The following is a 17,234-nucleotide window of genomic DNA, read 5'->3' as shown; positions in this document are numbered from 1 at the left end:
CCTTTTTATCCTTTTTTTATTTTCAGTTCTTTTTCATTTTTGCAAAATCATCATCTGTCAGACCTTCCTGTGCAAGCAGCGTATGAAGCACTGAAATATCACTTGAAACATCCCACGCAGTATCCTGAAAGACAGAATCCAGAAGTTTTTCAAATGCCTGATTCAGTGTATCCAGCGTATCCTCTATCTCCTTTTTGGATGCCTGGATATTCTCTCCCTGCACAGGCTGCTGATCCATTTCTTCATATGCATCCAGCAACTTTACTGTCATGGGCAGATAATAATTCATCAGTTTCTTCAGATCCGGAATAATCTCCGGATGCTTCTGCGCCCGTTCAAAAATCTTCTCCACAATCAGTTCCATTCTGGATATTTTTGCAGAAATCTCCACTCCAGGAATCGCATCGTTGCTCCTGTGGATCTTATCCAGAAATTCATTTCCTTTATCCAGCACTTCCTGCACTTCAGGCGGTGTGTTCTTTCTGTTTCTCTCCTGTTCAGCCTGACATTTCTCTTCTTCCTGTTTCTTCTGCTCAAGTGCCTTCTGCGTCTGCGTATATTGCAGATAAGTCTCATTACTGGTGATCAGACAGGTTTCCTGCTCATCAATATGTCCCTGACGGAACCATCTGTCATCAATCATCTTTTTAATATCTTTTTTAACAAATTTCACCGGCTTATTTACTGCTGCAGATAATTGTTCAAAATTACAGTATGTGTGATTTCCCAGTGTGTCAATATACTTCTGAAAACGTTCCAGTTTACCCAATTTTTTAATGCCGCCTGCGAGAAGTCCCACTCCTGTCAAAGCTCCGACTGCCATAAAACAGGTTCCACCGGTCACAAGGGAACTCATATGTCCCACCGCGCCAAAGATGCTAAGGACCAGAGTTCCCAGTCCCATTCCACTGGCAAGGATTCCACCTGAAACAGCAATCATCATACCTTTCATTCTTCCCCCGGTGTTCCTTTCATAAAGAGTCAGCATCTTCTCTTTTGCTTTCTCCTTCTCAATCCTCTGACGTTCCTGCTCCTGTTCACGCCTGCGCTTTTCTTCAAATTCTTTTGTTTTATTGCGGTATACCCCGGAATCACCGGACTGACTGTTTCCGGTTCCAAATACATTATTCAGACCATTTTTGATTGCCTCGCTCCCGGAATCTACAGCAGAATTTACTGCACTGTTAACAGTCTGTCCCACCGTCTGCTTAATATCCTCGGTCATCTGGCGGTAATCTTTAGTAGAAACTGCTGTGTCTATGATCTTTTTTATTTTATCTCCAAGTTCTCCTAATTCATCAAAATTCTCGCTCATATTTTCCTCCATTTTCTATTCCATATTATAGCGAAATCCTCTATAAAAAACAAGACTGGCGGATTTTTTGTTACTGTTCACTCCGTTCACAGTAACATAGCCAAAATTCATTCCAGATTGCCTGCGGCAGTAGAATTTTGGCTTGTATGTCTCGGGATTTCAGCATATTCATGCCAATACACCTCGCGGGATAGGATATGTGAACAGTAACGATTTTTCAACTTTTCATTAAAATTGGAAATTTCCCATTGAACTTAGCAGACAAAAGTTTTACAATGGTAAAGAGATAAACAGTAATCACACTTGTAAATACTGTAAATATGTGTGAACGGAGGAAAGATTCATTATGGAAAAAAAGAATATCGACTGGAGCAGCTTAGGCTTCGGTTACGTACAGACCGATTATCGTTATGTATCTAAATTCAAAGACGGCGCATGGGATGCCGGAGAACTGACAACAGATCCTAATGTAACACTGAACGAATGTGCAGGTGTTTTCCAGTATGCGCAGACAGTTTTCGAAGGAATGAAGGCTTACACTACAGAAGACGGACATATCGTTACTTTCCGTCCTGACTTAAATGCAGAACGTATGGCAAACTCAGCAAAGAGACTTGAGATGCCTGTATTCCCGGAAGACCGTTTTGTTGATGCAATTGTTCAGACTGTAAAAGCTAACGCAGCATATGTTCCGCCATACGGTTCAGGCGCAACTTTATATGTTCGTCCATATATGATGGGTACTAACCCGGTTATCGGTGTAAAACCTGCTGATGAGTATATGTTCCGTGTATTCACTACACCTGTAGGACCATACTTCAAAGGCGGTGCTAAACCAATCACAATCCGCGTCAGTGATTTCGACCGCGCTGCACCTCATGGAACAGGCCATATCAAAGCAGGTCTTAACTATGCAATGAGCTTACATGCAATCGTAGATGCTCACAAGAACGGATTCGATGAGAACATGTATCTTGATGCAGCTACACGTACCAAGGTAGAAGAAACAGGCGGTGCTAACTTCATCTTCGTTACAAAAGACGGCAAAGTTGTCACACCGAAGTCCAACAGTATCCTTCCTTCCATCACACGTCGTTCCTTAATCTATGTTGCCAAGGAATACTTGGGATTAGAAGCTGAGGAAAGAGAAATATACTTCGATGAAGTGAAAGATTTCGCTGAATGTGGTCTCTGCGGTACTGCTGCAGTTATCTCTCCTGTCGGAAAGATTGTTGACCATGGCAAAGAAATCTGCTTCCCAAGCGGAATGGAGAAAATGGGTCCGGTTATCCAGAAACTCTATGACACATTAACAGGTATCCAGATGGGACGTATCCAGGCTCCGGAAGGATGGCTGAAAGTTATTGAATAAATAACAGCTGACTGCTAGGCAGTTAACGATTTTCAACATCAGAAGAATTGTTGCTGTTCAACACCACTATACAAAGACATCCCTCAGAATCAGTTTAAACACATTCTGAGGGATATTTTTTCTTTTACATCACTGGCTTTCCGGCTCTGCTTTGTTCCTTCTATTTCTTTCTCTCATACTTCACAAACTGATACTCCAGATCAAAGTATGTCTGCTCATCGCTCTCTCCCGTAATTTCCCATTCATCATCTTCGTCCAGATTTGGGAAATGACTGTCTGCTTCATATGCAAAGTCAATCTTTGTCACATGAGCTACGTCACAATACGGAAGCATCTGCGCATAAATGCTGTCACCACCTATGCAGTAAACATCTTCTGCCGGATATTTCTTTATCTCTTCCAGCGCTTCTTCAATGCTGTGCACTATGACCGCACCCTTTACCTCATATTCTTTATTGGATGTGATCACAATATTGATCCTGTTTTTAAGCGGAAGTCCGTTTGGAAAACTTTCCAGAGTTTTTCTTCCCATCACTACTACTTTTCCACTTGTTTCCTCGCGAAACATCTTCATATCTGCCGGAATACTTACCAGAAGCTGGTTGTTCTTGCCGATCCCCCAGTTTTTATCTGCTGCTACGATAACATTCATTTGAATTTTCCTCTCTTGATTCTATATTGTCAATTTAAGTCAGGCGAACAAAATCATCCGCATTCGCTACTTGCTCATAACCAGATAATTGCTCTACAGTTTGGTTAAACGGCAATCGGAATATTTTTAATCTGCGGCCATGTCTCATAATTCTCCACAATCAGGTCATCTGTTGTAAACTGATAGAAATCCTTCACTTCCGGATTCAGTTTCACAACAGGTGCAGGATATGGTTTTCTCTGGATCAGTTCCTTTATCAGCGGGATATGACGGTCATAGATATGGCAGTCTGCCACTACATGAAGCAATTCCCCTGCTTCCATATCACATACCTGAGCCATCATCATAAGCAGAAGTGCATACTGACATACATTCCAGTTATTCGCTGCGAGGATATCCTGTGAACGCTGATTGAGGATTGCATTCAGAGTCAGCTTATCGTTCCCCGGTGTCTGTGTCACATTAAATGTCATGGAATATGCACAGGGATACAGATTCATCTCATGGAGATCCTGATGCACATAAATATTGGTCATAATTCTTCGGCTGAACGGATTATTTTTCAGATCATAGATCACTCTGTCTACCTGATCCATCATTCCTTCTTTGTACTGATGTTTCACGCCAAGCTGATACCCATATGCCTTACCGATAGAACCACTCTCATCTGCCCAGCTGTCCCAGATATGGCTGTGAAGATCATGGATATTGTTGGATTTCTTCTGCCAGATCCAGAGGATCTCATCCATGGCACTCTTTAACGCTGTACGTCTGAGTGTCATAGCCGGAAATTCCTTTCTCAGATCATATCTGTTTACCACTCCGAATTTCTTGATCGTATATGCCGGAGTTCCATCCTCCCATACAGGGCGGACTTTTTCTCCTTCCGTACTTGTCCCGTTTTCCAGGATATCCTGACACATTTTTATAAATACATCATCTGCGTAACTCATTTTTCTTTACACTCCTGTTTTTCTGTTTTTTATATTGTTTCAGGTCTTACTTTAATCCCCTTTCTGCTCATGCAGCAGCCACAGTTTCTTCTCCAGACACCGAAATTCCACTCTCGTCACATCTGCACAGTACTCTCCGTCTGCATGGAGCACCATTGGCTTATCCAGGATCAGGCGAAATCCTTTTTCATTTCTGATAGTAAAACCATTAATATGCTCCTGCTTTGCAGCAACCAGAAACGGAAGCAGGAAAAAAGTCTGCCATTTGGCGATTCCGGATGCACTGCCAAGCGAGAGCAGACCGTCCTGCACCGATGCATGAGGTGCCATAGGAACCCCTCCGCCTTCTGCCGGCAGATTCATAGCTGCCGCAAAGATCATCTTCGGAAGAATATAGCCTCCATGTTCTGTCACCACCTTTGCATTGGCTGTCTCCATGGTAAAAAGAGACTGCACCGTCAATGCAAGATATGTAAGCTTACCCAGATGGAAACGGTTTAAAACCTGTTTCAGTCTGGAATGAAGTGCTTTTTTACACACAAGTGCATCCAGTCCCAGGCCGGAACTGATTCCAAAAATCCGCGGCTTCTCACAGCCTTCCCAGCTTACCTGCCCCAGATCTATCCTGTAAAGTGCTTCACCTCTCTGATCCTTTCTGATACAGGCACAGATTTCCCTCAGGCTCTCCTTCGGTGTTTTCGGCAGTTTCAGATTTCTTCCAAAATCATTCCCTGAACCAGTGGGGATCACGCCAAAACGTACCTTATCAAAGTCAGTAATACCATTCAGGACTTCGTTGATCGTACCGTCTCCCCCAACCACCAGCAGATAGACCGGCTCTTCACCCTTCACCCGGGAAATCTGCTCAGCCAGTTTCGCAGCATGCCCTTCATATCTGGTCATATGGGCTTCATATTTTATTTTGTATCCCCGAAGCAGGCGCTGTGTCTCCTTCCATACCCTGTGCGCCTGTCCTGTCCCAGCTCCATTATTTACAATAATCTGTATCCTTCTCATTCTTCCTCACTCATATATTATATTTTCTGCCGTTTCTTCTATCTCGTTATAAATACCAATACCTATACTATACAATATTTACCCATCACATACAAGACTTCGAAACTGCGAAATCCTCTTTCGTTACAATTCTATGATTTTGTCAAAAAGTCAAAATAATATATAAATCCATCAAAATATCGAAAGCATTTTCTCCATAAAGTATTTATTATATATTTATACAATATAACTATACACAAATTCAAGAGTATCAGGAGCAACAGATATTTATAGCAATCCTCATAAATAATGCATATTGAAAAGATTGCTATAGTCAGCTCACATAATTCTCATTCAAATCAAACGTATCAGAATATAATATTATCAGGAGGTCTTTACAATGGAAAAAAGATGGTGGACCTAGTTGTAAACCATACCTCTGATGAACACAAATGGTTCATCGAGAGCCGCAAATCCACAGACAACCCTTACAGAGATTACTACATCTGGCGTCCTGCAAAAGAAGACGGAAGCCTTCCAAACAACTGGGGTTCCTGCTTCTCCGGTCCTGCATGGGAATATGACAAGACAACAGATATGTATTTCCTGCGCCTGTTCTCCAGAAAACAGCCGATCTCCAAAGAGCCGGGGCTTCCTGACAAAGAACCTGGAATTAACGGCTATGCAACCTTCAATGTATCCGCAAACGGTCCTCATGTACATGAATATCTTCAGGAAATGCGTCAGAAAGCACTGAATAATGCTGACACAATTACTGTAGGCGAATGCTCAGGTGTTACTCTGGAAGAGGCAAAGAAATATGCAAGAAGCGATGAAAAAGAGCTGAACATGGTATTCCAGTTCGAGCATATGGATGTTGACAGTGATGCAAAAGCAAACCCAAAAATCACTCTCAGACCTTACGAAGCAATCGTAATCCAGAAATAATATTCCGTGCAGGGCTGTTGTCAGATATTTTTTGACGACAGCCTTATATTTTGCATTTTTTAATTATTATCGCTCTCTCCCAAACGACTTATGAGCAACAGTTACAATTTTCTTTTATTTTATTCAAACTTTTTTGTGCAACACTTGCATTTTTATGTCCCAATGTGATAATATATTCATATATTTTTGTATTGAGGTGAATCTCATATGATAACAATTAAAAAAATGGCAGAGATGCTGGGAATCAGTACCACCACAGTGTCAAATGTCATTAATGGAAAAACCAGCGAAGTTTCTCAGAAAACTGCTGAGAAGGTTCAGAAACTTCTGGACGAATATGATTACATCCCAAATATGAATGCAAAAAATCTCGCACAGAATCATTCCAGACTCATCGGAATTGTATTAAAAAGGAGAAAGGAGAAATACGACAATATCTTCACAGATCCATTTCACGGCGAATTGCTGGGAGCTCTGGAAGCTTCTATTCGTGAACAGGGCTATTATATGATGCTTTATACTTCTGAAGATATTGATGAAATCGTGCGCAACGTAGTGAGCTGGAACACAGAAGGACTGATCCTCATCGGTATGCTCCACGACGATTATCTCAAGATCAGAAGTAAATACAAAAAGCCTGCTGTCCTTATCGACAGTTACACTCCAAAAAATATTGCCAGATACGTTAACATCGGTCTGGATGATGAACAGGGCGGATACCTGATGACAAAGTATCTTCTTGACTGCGGTCACAGAAAAATCGCCTTTCTTGCCGACAATATGGAAGGTGTAGACTATATCCGATACACCGGCCATCAGCGGGCGCTTCAGGAATACGGACTGGATATTGATCTGGATAATCTGATTGTGATCCGCCCTTCCAAATATGAACGCCAGGGAAGTATGGAGGAGATTTATGCAGTCGCACACAAGTTCACTGCCTTTATGTGCTGTTCCGATTATTACGCAGTTACCCTGATGAAATATCTCAAAGAAAAGGGAATCCGCTTTCCGGAAGATCTCTCCATCACCGGATTTGACGACAATCTGTATGCACAGCTTTCATGTCCTTCACTTACCACTATTCACCAGGATATCTTTCCGCGCGGAACCATTGCCGCAGAATATCTGTTCAAAATGATTGATGGCTGGAATCCAAAAACAACGAACCTTTCTCTTCCGGTCAGACTTGTAGTACGTGACAGCGTAAAGCTTCTGAATCCCCCTGAAGATGATTCTTCCGATGACAGTTCAGCTTTATAAAGCACTCAGGGATATCTGTCGCAGGATTTCACGCTCTGATGAACTGTCTTAAATGCATTATTTACGAGGATTGCTATAGAAGATTGCTATAATTCATAGATACAAAAAGAACGAAAATCCAGGTACATATCATACCTGAATTTCCGTTCTTTTTTCTTCTGCTACATCTCAATAACAAGGAACTGATAACCCTGCAGTTCAATCTTATTTCCATCCATAGCTACCTTGTCATAGTTATTGATCAGAACCTTCCTGCACTCTCCTGCAAGTTCAATGGTCTGTGGCTCTTTCTGATAATTACCAACTACAAGAAGATTCTTATCCCCTTTACGATAGTATGCCATCAGATTGTGTACATCTTCCCATACTGGTTCCAGTTCTCCGTAAACAACAGTCTCTTTGTATTCCGGATTCTTACGCAGTGCAATAAGTTTCTTATAGAAACTTCTCACAGATTCCGGATCATTCATCTGGCTCTCTGCATTGATCTTTGTATAATTCGCATTAACCTTCAGCCATGGTTTACCTGTTGTAAATCCTGCATTCTCACCATCTGTCCACTGCATCGGTGTTCTGGCATTATCGCGGCTGAATCTGGAAACAGCTTTCAGTGCTTCCTCAGGTGTACATCCTGCTTCCAGAGCTACCTTATACTCATCCAGACTGGAAATATCATCTACCTGATCAATAGATTCAAACTTCACATTCTCCATACCAAGTTCCTGTCCCTGATAGATAAAAGGAAGTCCGCGAAGCATAAAGTTCAGACCGCCAAGCATCTTCTTACTTGCGTCACAGCAGTCACCTTCCGGGATATATCTGCTGACACCACGCGGCTCGTCATGATTTTCAATAATATTGGAAACAAATCCGATATCACCAATTTTTCTCTGTGTTGTAAAGCAACATTTCTTGTAAGCATCCGGAGTAATCTGTTTGCAGTCATACCATCCCTTGTCAGATGCACCCCAGATAGTCTCTTCGAAGTCAAACATACTGGAGAAATATCCATTATCACCAATGAAATCCGGAATCTCTTCATCCTTCTCATCGAAAACTTCGCCGACAGAGAATGCATCGTATTTCTTAAATGTACGGTCTCTCATCTCGCCAAGGAAGTCGCCGATTCCCTTCGCTTCTTTCAGCATCTTCCTGATACTGCAAAGACCGTCTTCACGATCCGGCTCATAATCATGCATCGGAAGTGCTTTCTTGATATTGATAATCGCATCAATACGGAATCCGCCAAGACCTTTATCCAGCCACCAATTGATATTCTTATAAACTTCTTCCCTTACTTCCGGGTTCTCCCAGTTCAGATCAGGCTGTTTCTTATGGAAAACATGCAGATACTGTTTATTTGTTCCTGGAAGATCTTCCCATACAGATCCGCCGAAATAAGAACGCCAGTTAGTTGGAAGTTCTCCTTCTTTCTTGTCACGCAGATAGAAGAAATTACCATATTTACCATCCGGATCCTCACATGCTTTTTTAAACCATTCATGTTCATCAGAACAATGGTTTACAACAAGATCCATCAGAATGTACATATCTCTCTTCTTAGCCTCAGCAATCAGTTCATCCATATCTGCCATGGTTCCGAAGCGAGGATCAATATCATAATAATCTGAAATATCATATCCCTGGTCAGCTAACGGAGAACGGTAGCAGGGGGAAAGCCAAATGATATCAACTCCCAGATCTTTCAGATAATCAAGCTTCTCAATAACACCTCTCAGATCTCCAATTCCGTCTCCATTGGTATCATAAAAACTCTTCGGGTAAATCTGATAAGCAACCTTTTCATTCCACCATTTCTTTACCATTGTAAAAATCCTCCTGTGTTTTTATTAACCGGCGCTATTGTCTGCTTTGTCCCCAGTATTATACCTCTTACCTTTAGCGCCTAAGGTCTCTTTTTTATTTATGGCAATTATATCAGAATCCAAGGCTTCTGTCTTATCTTTTTTTGATAAAAAAATACAAAATTTTGACTTTTTATATTACCGGTATTCTTATTTACTGTGTTTCTTTTAATGAATGTCTGCGGTACTGTAACGGCGTTGTTGACGTATATTTTCTGAACTCTCTCAGGAAATTTCCCAGATTATTATATCCGCATTCCAGACAGATTTCCGTAACTGTAAGGCCAGACTCCTTCAGATAATGAATAGCTTTTTTTATCCTGTACTCATTCACATATTCCATAGGCGAACGCCCGATCACCTTCTTGAAAAATCTGCAGAAATACTGCTCATTCATCCCGATCAGTCCTGCAAGGTCACGTATATAAATTTTCTCTTTGTAGTTCTCCTGTATGTAAGTCAGTGTTGTCTTGATCGTCTCAATCCTGTGGTCATGATTCTTCTCCGTTACCTCAAACAGATTATTCGCAGACAGAACTGCCAGAATCCGAAGCAACGCTGATTTGATAAACAACTGCCGGGTGATATCATCCGTAACCGCCTCGCCGTCATAATAATTCTCCCGAAAAGAATCTCCGCCAAATACATTACGGATTTCTTCATAAGATTTTCTTACCGGTTCAAATGCCGGTTCATTCTTTCGCAGACACCTCGGAAACTGGATACTGCCATTTTGTGCCGGCTGGATCAGATTCGTCTGAATCTGATCCAAAGCATATGCAGAGCTTAGCATATCCATATGAAAAACCACCGCATTTTCCACACAGCCGCCGTTTTTTTCAACAGAAATACTGTGCAGTTCCCCGGGATTAATAAAATAAAAACATTCCTCTGAAATGTTAAAACGTTCCATATTTACTTCCAGACAGAACTCTCCACCCGAGAAATAAAGCAGTTCTACTTCTTCATGCCAGTGGTGTTTCACCATATTCCCTTTTATCCTTGTTCCTGTCTGGTAAAATGCACAGGGAAAGTCCTGCGTGCCATGGACACGTATTTCCTTTAAAGTTGATGGCTGTTGATTCTGCATGAAGTAAGCCTCCTGTTGTTTGTTATTTTTACATTATAAGACTTTTGTTTTTTTCTGCAACTTATTTGCATGTATATAAATTTTTTTGCGGTCAAAAACAGCAGCCCTGCCCGACATAAAAATACCTCTGAAACAGATTTTGGCTGTTCACCATATCTGTTTCAGAGGTATCATATTAATCTATAACAATACAGGATATTTTTACTTATAATAAATGTCTATACATTTTTGTGCCTGTTCAAAAAAGCTCTGTTTTATCTTGGCCATCTGTCTTCTTTTGACATCAATGGTGCGAACGGTGCATGAGGATGTGTCTGATACCAGTACGCAACACTTGCCACGTCATCCTGACGCTCAAATAATCCTCTGTATCCAACACCAATCTGCTGGATCGTCACACGCAGATCCTCATCAAAGCAAATTGGATCCTGAATATGCCAACGATAGAATCCTCTCATTGGAGGGCAGTCATCATTATGATAGAAGTTGTGGATCAGTTCATCATGAGCAGAATAATACGGATAGCCCAGATATGGTGTATTATAATTTTGTTCCACAGTCTTGCCGTCTACCTGTTTTGCAAAACTCCAGGAGCCTCCGAAATAATCTTCAGAACCAGTTCCGCAGATTGTCGGATATTCGTCATCTCCGTCAATATAGAATTTTACTTCGCCTTCTCCCCACCAGTAACGTTCCAGTGTTGTCAGAGCAATATAAGTTCCTACATAATGCCCTTTTCCTTTTACACCATCGAGAATTGTGTAATCTTTCTGTTTCTCTGTCAGGCGCTCCCTTTTCCACTGTGCATGGAAATAAGTGATATCTTCCGGAAGTTCATCATACAGACAATAATCTACCTGATAGAAAAATGCCGGAATTTTATTTGCATGCTGATTCTCTAATGTAATCTTCGCTTTCTTTTTAAACGGCATTGGGAAATAGCAGTTAAATCCTCTGTTTGGCACTACTGCCATCGGTACAGAATTTACGATGCATTCTCTGCCAAATCCACAGCAGAAGAAGTCTCCGAGCGGACTTTCTACAGATGGATACTCTTCATCATCCCAGTACATACGGATAACCAGATCCCTTAATACAAAACAATCTGCATCTGTTGTCTTGTTATCCACTGTAATCCAGATATGATTGATTTCTCCCGGACCTTCCATCTCTGCAAGAGTTACAGTTGCACCCGGCTCAATATCATTCAGGCAGGGACTTCCTTTTCTGGACGGTCCCAGATGGCTCGCTGCCATTCCGCCTTTACCTTTTTCTCCGTGTGGATTCTCTGCATTAATTGCACGGCTTCTTCCATGTTTTGCCAGAGCAATTCCACCAAGTCCACCTTTAAATGACTGATACATAGTTTTTCCTCCCTGATATTTTTAATAATATGACATTAACACCCAAAAAACATTCCGTTTCTGGTCTGCTTATGCTTTTACTTCACCTGCCATTATATACCATCCATAATCTGTTTGTAAACCTCACACGACTGAATTCGCGTACTTCCAGACGCTTTAGGCGTCAGACTGAATATCAGCGGATACGCCTGTAACTTATAGCAATCCTTGTAAATAATACATTTAAGAGGATTGCTATAGCTTTTACTTGTGTTTCCCTATAACTCCCTGTATAATAAAAAACAATGTCTATTATCATGACATCTTTTTTATATGAGTGCGCAGTCAATTACCTTTTACCGCCACTACATCTGTTTTGCGGAAAACCTGTCAGTGGCAGTTGTGGTAAATGCCAATATACTTATTATAAGGAGATTTAAAATGGGGGTAACTGAAAAAACAGCAATTCTTGTTATCAGCTTCGGTACAAGTTATGAAGAAACACGAAAAAAAACAATTGAACAGATTGAATCTGACCTGCATCATGCATTTCCGGAATATCCGTTATACCGCGCATGGACAAGTCCCCGTATCCGCGCCAAACTCCGGAAGCGGGACGGGATCCACATTATGGATATTGATGAGGCAATGACCCAGCTGAAAGCGGACGGAATTCGAAATGTAATTGTACAGCCAACCTATGTGATCACCGGATTTGAGAGTGATGCTATGAAAGAAAAGGTTCTTGCACATAAAAAGGACTTCGATTCTGTCATTATCTGTGATTCTCTGATGGTTACAAAACAGGACAAAGAAGAGGTCTGTCAGGCTATGGCACAGGAATATCACCCTGATCCTGATGAAATTCTCTTATTTATGGGACATGGAACAGAACATGTTGCCAATGAACTCTATCCCGAAATGGATAAGCTGTTTGAGCATTTCGGCTATTCCAATATGCATATGGGTACAGTTGAAGGGAATTTCTCCATCGAAAGTTTTCTGGATGAATTGAAAAATTTCCACCCGGATCATATTCATCTGGCACCTTTCATGATCGTTGCAGGCGATCATGCCACCAATGATATGTCCGGCGAAGACGATGACTCCTGGAAAAGCATTCTGGAAAAGGAAGGATATTCTGTCAAATGTACTCTGAAAGGTCTTGGCGAGATCCAGGCGATCAGAGATATTTTTATCCGCCATACCAGAGCCGGACTGGACAGACTATGAACAATATTCTCTGATTTATACTACTACTGTAATCAGATTAAAAGGAGCTGTTGCATTAAATCTTTTATTAATGCGACGGCCCCTTTTTGTTTTTCCATCTTTTTTAATATGTACTTTTTCTCCCCGCCTGTTCAGCGATTTCGTTTTTTCTTCTTTTTATTGGGATTATTCAATACGGACCAGCAAAATGCCTGAACAAGAAGTATTCCGATAAATGCCCCCATACTGTCTATCCCCACATCTTTTACCGCTGGTGTACGTGCATCCACAAAAGACTGATGGTACTCATCCAGTCCTGCAAATCCCACACAGACAATTCCCGCAAGAATCATCAGCCAGATTCCTCTTACTCCATACACATATAGCGGAAAAGAAATCGCAATAGCCAGCAGAAAATACTCTGTCATATGTGCCGCTTTTCTCACATAGTAGTGAATTCCGTCTGCCTTATAAGCAATCTCTTCACTGCTTAGATTTTCTGATAAAAGCTCACTCTTCGTCTCCACAATTTCATAGCTTATCTGATAACTCAGATTCCCTGATACCTCGCCCGGCTGGGCTGAAAATGAAAAAATAATGTACATCATCAGCAGTGCCGGCAAAAAAGAAAGAGGCTTCAGCAATGTGATCAAAATTTTCATTCTTCTTCGTTTTCCCCGTCTTCCTCTTCGCCTTCCAATTCTTTAACCAGATTAGCTCTCTCAGCAATACTCATAGATTTATGCTGTCCGGATGCAGTTTCTTTCTTCAGTTCTCCGCCTGCGGCAGCTTCCATCGCCGCATTTTTCGCTATTTTTGCCTTTTTAAGCTTCTCTTCTGAAAGCATATTCTTAATGCTGAGAAACAGCAGACCAACACCGATCACAGCAAATGCAATCCCGGCAAGCATAAATCCCATACCTGTGCCTTCTGCACCTGTTATAAATCCCTTACAGAGACTGTAACCTGTATATAAAAGATAAATTCCTGCCAGAGTCCAGAGCAGAAATCTTCCGTTGGAAGATTTCTGTTCTTTTTCCTCACTTTTTGCAATTTCCTGCATATCTTTCTGCTGAATCTCTGCCGGATTCTGTTCCTGCAGTTCTTCATATTCGTTTTTCTCCATAAAAACCTCCCCTTATTTATACAATTTGCAACTGTTCAATACCTTCACAGATGGGACTATCTTACCATTTTTTCTCTCAGACGTAAAGTCTTAGTTACTCTTCATTTCACCCCGGCAATACAGTTCACAATGCAGAAAAAGACTGTCGGATTTCTCCGACAGTCTTTCATTTTTTACAAGTTCTCCCTGCTCTGCCGCCGGATTTTTCTCCGTACATCCTGCGCAGCTAAGACTGAAAGCAATTATCAGTAACAGTGCAATTTTGTTTTTTCCCAATATCCGGTTCCCCTCTCTGAAAATAATTCTTAATGGATTTTTGAATTCGTAACACCAAATAAAAAATAGTTACAGATCATTATAGTTTAACCAGATACCCATTCATCCTATACATCCGTTCAGAAGCCTTTTTTTCTCATGTATACAGTAATGTCATGATAAACCTGCTCTTTTCCGATCTCGTTGAGGATTTCATGACGCATTCCCGGATACAGCTTTCCTTTTACATCTTTATAACCTGCATAACGCATCGCCCGCACTGTTTTTGCAAAATGGCGTACATTGATCAGACACGGGTCCTCTGCTCCACTTACGAACAGTACCGGCATATCCGGATTTGTACAGGAAAAATGTTCCACGTCATATGCACGTTTCATCAGTTCAAATAATGCCAGATATGCGTCATCTGTAAAAGTAAAGCCACACAATTCGGATTCCTCATACTCTTTCGCCACATCAGGGTTTGAACAGATCCATGCCGTGCATCTCTTATCCTTTCGGAATTTCATTGCCCCTGCACCAAAGGACATTGTTTCTATCAGTTTACTTCTGTGTCTCGGCCCAAAGACAGCTTTCTCTGTCTTTGCAATGGCAACTCCCAGCGGCATGGCAGTATTGTAGCTTGGAGATCCACACACGATCAGCATATCCGCACAACTGTCATGTTCTGCAACAAACGCTCTCACTGCCAGTGAGCCCATACTGTGCCCCATCAGGATCAGCGGAAGTTCCGGATAGTATGTATGGATTTTCCTGTTCACTGTGCGGATATCCTGAAGCATTGCCTGTGCTCCCCCACCGTATGTAAAGCCGAGATCATCCTGATATTTTACACTTTTTCCATGTCCTCTGTGATCATGAATCACCACCACATATCCAAGTTTTGCCAGATACTGCATAAACGGAATATATCTCTCTTTATGCTCACTCATTCCATGAACCAGCTGTACAACTGCACGATAGGGTTTCTTATCCGGTATCAGTGCCATGACCGAAATCTCAAGCCCGTCTGCTTCTGATTTAAAAGAACTCTCATACTTCATAAATCCACGCCTTCTTTCTGTATTTTCTCATAATATTGTTTATGTTATCCGTTCTGATGTTACTATTCTCTCCGTTCACAGCAACCTATAATTTTGATTATAAGTAAGACAATTGCCATTGTCAACGCATTCTGATATAATCAATTATATCGTTACTGTTCACTCTTTCTCAGTAACATTACATCTGCACGAATGTTGTTGCAGATATAAAATCGAAACTTTTTAACATAATACGTTTCAGAGCAGTTATGCTCTAAGGCAGGAGGAAATATGACAAAAAGTAATAAAAAAGGGCATACCGGACTGATTATTTTCATTCTGATCCTGATTCTCGTCATTGGCGGAGGTACAGGTTTCTATTTCTATCAGCGTCAGCAACCACGCAAAGCAGTTGAAAATTTTCTTGACAGTATGAAGAAAATGGACTTCAATACAATGGAATCCATGATCCAGAGCAGCGATCTCACAGCACTGGACAATGCAGATATCCGCGATGCCGCATACACGGATTTCTTCTCAGAAATTAACAAAAAGATGACCTATAAGATCACCAGAAACAGATTTGATATCCAGAATGGTACAGCCTCTGTCACAGCACATATCACTTACATTGACGGAACCAATATTTATAAAGCAACTATCACTGAATTTCTCCGTCAGATCGTTTCCAACGCTTATGCCGGAAACCAGCTTACAGAAGAAGAGACACAGGCAAAACTTGCTTCTATTCTGAGTGAACAGGCAAAGAAAGTAGAAAAAGATGTATTCTCCGAAACAGATATCACCTATCCGGTGATCAAAACAGATTTCGGATGGAAAATTGTTTCTCTGGATGATGAGACGGTAAAAATCATGTCAGCAAACTTCAAGAGTGTTGAAGAGGAAATAAATAATTCCCTCAACACTATGGATAACGAAGATTCTTCAGATTCTTCTTCCAATGCACCGGCAGCATCTGCAGATGATACACTTAATCTCACAACAGAGAAATTCACGATCAAATATACCAAACATACGATTACCAAAGATTTTGCTGGAAATCCATGTATTATGGTTTATTATGATTACACCAATAATTCTTCCTCTGCATCCAGTGCAATGGTTGATGTCAGCTTAAAAGCCTACCAACATGGAGAATCCTGCGAGGCGGCGATTCCTGAAAATAATGATGATGCGATTGATCATTTTACAGCAGAAATCCAGCCTGGGCAGACTGTTAATGTATGTCAGGCATTTACACTGACAGACGAAAGTGATGTAACGGTTCAGGCACAGGAGGCATTTTCCTTTGATGAGGATGCAACTGCCAGACAGATACTTAAAGTAAAATAATCCGATTGTCAGACAGATATCCTCAATTGAGACAGGAAACTTATTTGATTCTGTTAAAATATGCACAGCGAGTGAACCTCACATGGCTAAAGTCACGTGCTTCCGGACGCTTTAGGCGTCAGACTAAATATCGGCGGATACGCCTGTAACTTAGGTCTGCACAGTTATGTGCTTTTTCCATGCCAGATATGGCTGGTTCCCACATTACAGGTAGTCCGCTGTATATCTGCCTGTATCTATGCTGCTTTTAAGAGTTCCATTTCTGAATGGAGTTTCTTCAGATCTGCATAGACACATGAGGTTCTACGCTTTACAGGAGGGACTTTTGCCTCCAGTAAAGACCTTTCCGTTGCCGGAAGGGGTTTTAAAAGTTCCCTTATAAAATATCTCGCCCCTATATTACAGGATGCTGACAGGTCACAATTATATCGTTTTCCTGTCTGGAAAG

15 protein-coding genes and 2 pseudogenes are annotated in these 17,234 nt (G+C 41.3%); 5 read left to right on the top strand and 12 right to left on the bottom strand.

All coding sequences use genetic code 11. The annotated features are described in order from the left end of the window. Positions 1-22 precede the first annotated feature (22 nt). Positions 23-1,315 carry a 5-bromo-4-chloroindolyl phosphate hydrolysis family protein gene (locus tag G4417_RS01640; protein WP_173682411.1) on the bottom strand — a complete coding sequence of 431 codons (1,293 nt, stop codon included), beginning with the start codon at positions 1,313-1,315 and terminating at the stop codon, positions 23-25. A 346-nt stretch (positions 1,316-1,661) separates the two neighbouring features. On the opposite strand from G4417_RS01640, the gene G4417_RS01635 reads away from it, so the two are divergent. After that, on the top strand, positions 1,662-2,687 hold the full coding sequence (locus tag G4417_RS01635; RefSeq protein ID WP_008705724.1) for a branched-chain amino acid aminotransferase: 1,026 nt from the start codon (positions 1,662-1,664) through the stop codon (positions 2,685-2,687). Positions 2,688-2,847: 160 nt separating this feature from the next. Here the strand turns inward: G4417_RS01635 and G4417_RS01630 are convergent, their stop codons facing one another. From G4417_RS01630 to G4417_RS01620, 3 genes are all read right to left on the bottom strand, one after another. After that, complete coding sequence (locus tag G4417_RS01630) at positions 2,848-3,339, bottom strand: dihydrofolate reductase (protein ID WP_173682410.1); 492 nt, start codon at positions 3,337-3,339, stop codon at positions 2,848-2,850. A gap of 104 nt (positions 3,340-3,443) precedes the next feature. After that, the gene (thyA, locus tag G4417_RS01625; RefSeq protein WP_022381165.1) at positions 3,444-4,292 is read right to left on the bottom strand and encodes a thymidylate synthase; all 849 of its coding nucleotides are present in this window, start codon (positions 4,290-4,292) and stop codon (positions 3,444-3,446) included. A gap of 51 nt (positions 4,293-4,343) precedes the next feature. Next, positions 4,344-5,309 carry a diacylglycerol/lipid kinase family protein gene (locus G4417_RS01620; protein WP_173682409.1) on the bottom strand — a complete coding sequence of 322 codons (966 nt, stop codon included), beginning with the start codon at positions 5,307-5,309 and terminating at the stop codon, positions 4,344-4,346. A 384-nt stretch (positions 5,310-5,693) separates the two neighbouring features. On the opposite strand from G4417_RS01620, the pseudogene G4417_RS01615 reads away from it, so the two are divergent. Beyond that, a pseudogene (locus tag G4417_RS01615) lies at positions 5,694-6,182 on the top strand (alpha-amylase family glycosyl hydrolase); the annotation flags it as partial. A 261-nt stretch (positions 6,183-6,443) separates the two neighbouring features. Next, positions 6,444-7,499, top strand: a complete 1,056-nt coding sequence (locus G4417_RS01610; RefSeq protein ID WP_173682408.1) for a LacI family DNA-binding transcriptional regulator — start codon at positions 6,444-6,446, stop codon at positions 7,497-7,499. A gap of 161 nt (positions 7,500-7,660) precedes the next feature. Here the strand turns inward: G4417_RS01610 and G4417_RS01605 are convergent, their stop codons facing one another. The 3 genes from G4417_RS01605 to G4417_RS01595 form a co-directional block, all read right to left on the bottom strand. Beyond that, positions 7,661-9,325, bottom strand: coding sequence for an alpha-glucosidase (locus G4417_RS01605; protein WP_173682407.1), 1,665 nt, complete (start codon positions 9,323-9,325; stop codon positions 7,661-7,663). Between the two features lie 193 nt (positions 9,326-9,518). Further along, positions 9,519-10,454 (bottom strand): AraC family transcriptional regulator, encoded by a 936-nt coding sequence (locus G4417_RS01600; RefSeq protein ID WP_173682406.1) that lies wholly within the window; start codon positions 10,452-10,454, stop codon positions 9,519-9,521. Positions 10,455-10,708: 254 nt separating this feature from the next. Further along, positions 10,709-11,818, bottom strand: a complete 1,110-nt coding sequence (locus tag G4417_RS01595; RefSeq protein WP_055053489.1) for a glycoside hydrolase family 172 protein — start codon at positions 11,816-11,818, stop codon at positions 10,709-10,711. 420 nt (positions 11,819-12,238) lie between these two features. Between G4417_RS01595 and G4417_RS01590 the strand changes: the two genes are divergently transcribed. Further along, positions 12,239-13,030: a sirohydrochlorin cobaltochelatase gene (locus tag G4417_RS01590; RefSeq protein ID WP_173682405.1), complete on the top strand. Its 792-nt coding sequence runs from the start codon at positions 12,239-12,241 to the stop codon at positions 13,028-13,030. 131 nt (positions 13,031-13,161) lie between these two features. Here the strand turns inward: G4417_RS01590 and G4417_RS01585 are convergent, their stop codons facing one another. From G4417_RS01585 to G4417_RS01570, 4 genes are all read right to left on the bottom strand, one after another. Beyond that, complete coding sequence (locus G4417_RS01585) at positions 13,162-13,671, bottom strand: VanZ family protein (RefSeq protein ID WP_117675774.1); 510 nt, start codon at positions 13,669-13,671, stop codon at positions 13,162-13,164. Further along, on the bottom strand, positions 13,668-14,135 hold the full coding sequence (locus tag G4417_RS01580) for a hypothetical protein (protein ID WP_173682404.1): 468 nt from the start codon (positions 14,133-14,135) through the stop codon (positions 13,668-13,670). The genes G4417_RS01585 and G4417_RS01580 overlap by 4 nt, the downstream gene beginning before the upstream one ends. A gap of 90 nt (positions 14,136-14,225) precedes the next feature. Next, positions 14,226-14,411 carry a hypothetical protein gene (locus tag G4417_RS01575; protein ID WP_173682403.1) on the bottom strand — a complete coding sequence of 62 codons (186 nt, stop codon included), beginning with the start codon at positions 14,409-14,411 and terminating at the stop codon, positions 14,226-14,228. 119 nt (positions 14,412-14,530) lie between these two features. Beyond that, on the bottom strand, positions 14,531-15,454 hold the full coding sequence (locus tag G4417_RS01570; RefSeq protein ID WP_173682402.1) for an alpha/beta fold hydrolase: 924 nt from the start codon (positions 15,452-15,454) through the stop codon (positions 14,531-14,533). Between the two features lie 270 nt (positions 15,455-15,724). On the opposite strand from G4417_RS01570, the gene G4417_RS01565 reads away from it, so the two are divergent. Beyond that, positions 15,725-16,786, top strand: coding sequence for a DUF5067 domain-containing protein (locus G4417_RS01565; RefSeq protein ID WP_173682401.1), 1,062 nt, complete (start codon positions 15,725-15,727; stop codon positions 16,784-16,786). A 236-nt stretch (positions 16,787-17,022) separates the two neighbouring features. On the opposite strand, the pseudogene G4417_RS16765 reads toward G4417_RS01565, so the two are convergent. Next, positions 17,023-17,234: pseudogene (locus G4417_RS16765) on the bottom strand (IS200/IS605 family accessory protein TnpB-related protein); the annotation flags it as partial.

The sequence above is a fragment of the Blautia wexlerae genome, assembly GCF_013300825.1.
Classification (GTDB): domain Bacteria; phylum Bacillota; class Clostridia; order Lachnospirales; family Lachnospiraceae; genus Blautia_A; species Blautia_A wexlerae_B.
This window is presented reverse-complemented; position numbering and strand designations above follow the sequence as displayed.

Bases quoted from the DNA above. Each gene is read 5' to 3' on its own strand.
- G4417_RS01640 (WP_173682411.1), bottom strand. From the start codon at position 1,315: ATGAGCGAGAATTTTGATGAATTAGGAGAACTTGGAGATAAAATAAAA.
- G4417_RS01635 (WP_008705724.1), top strand. From the start codon at position 1,662: ATGGAAAAAAAGAATATCGACTGGAGCAGCTTAGGCTTCGGTTACGTA.
- G4417_RS01630 (WP_173682410.1), bottom strand. From the start codon at position 3,339: ATGAATGTTATCGTAGCAGCAGATAAAAACTGGGGGATCGGCAAGAAC.
- thyA (WP_022381165.1), bottom strand. From the start codon at position 4,292: ATGAGTTACGCAGATGATGTATTTATAAAAATGTGTCAGGATATCCTG.
- G4417_RS01620 (WP_173682409.1), bottom strand. From the start codon at position 5,309: ATGAGAAGGATACAGATTATTGTAAATAATGGAGCTGGGACAGGACAG.
- G4417_RS01610 (WP_173682408.1), top strand. From the start codon at position 6,444: ATGATAACAATTAAAAAAATGGCAGAGATGCTGGGAATCAGTACCACC.
- G4417_RS01605 (WP_173682407.1), bottom strand. From the start codon at position 9,325: ATGGTAAAGAAATGGTGGAATGAAAAGGTTGCTTATCAGATTTACCCG.
- G4417_RS01600 (WP_173682406.1), bottom strand. From the start codon at position 10,454: ATGCAGAATCAACAGCCATCAACTTTAAAGGAAATACGTGTCCATGGC.
- G4417_RS01595 (WP_055053489.1), bottom strand. From the start codon at position 11,818: ATGTATCAGTCATTTAAAGGTGGACTTGGTGGAATTGCTCTGGCAAAA.
- G4417_RS01590 (WP_173682405.1), top strand. From the start codon at position 12,239: ATGGGGGTAACTGAAAAAACAGCAATTCTTGTTATCAGCTTCGGTACA.
- G4417_RS01585 (WP_117675774.1), bottom strand. From the start codon at position 13,671: ATGAAAATTTTGATCACATTGCTGAAGCCTCTTTCTTTTTTGCCGGCA.
- G4417_RS01580 (WP_173682404.1), bottom strand. From the start codon at position 14,135: ATGGAGAAAAACGAATATGAAGAACTGCAGGAACAGAATCCGGCAGAG.
- G4417_RS01570 (WP_173682402.1), bottom strand. From the start codon at position 15,454: ATGAAGTATGAGAGTTCTTTTAAATCAGAAGCAGACGGGCTTGAGATT.
- G4417_RS01565 (WP_173682401.1), top strand. From the start codon at position 15,725: ATGACAAAAAGTAATAAAAAAGGGCATACCGGACTGATTATTTTCATT.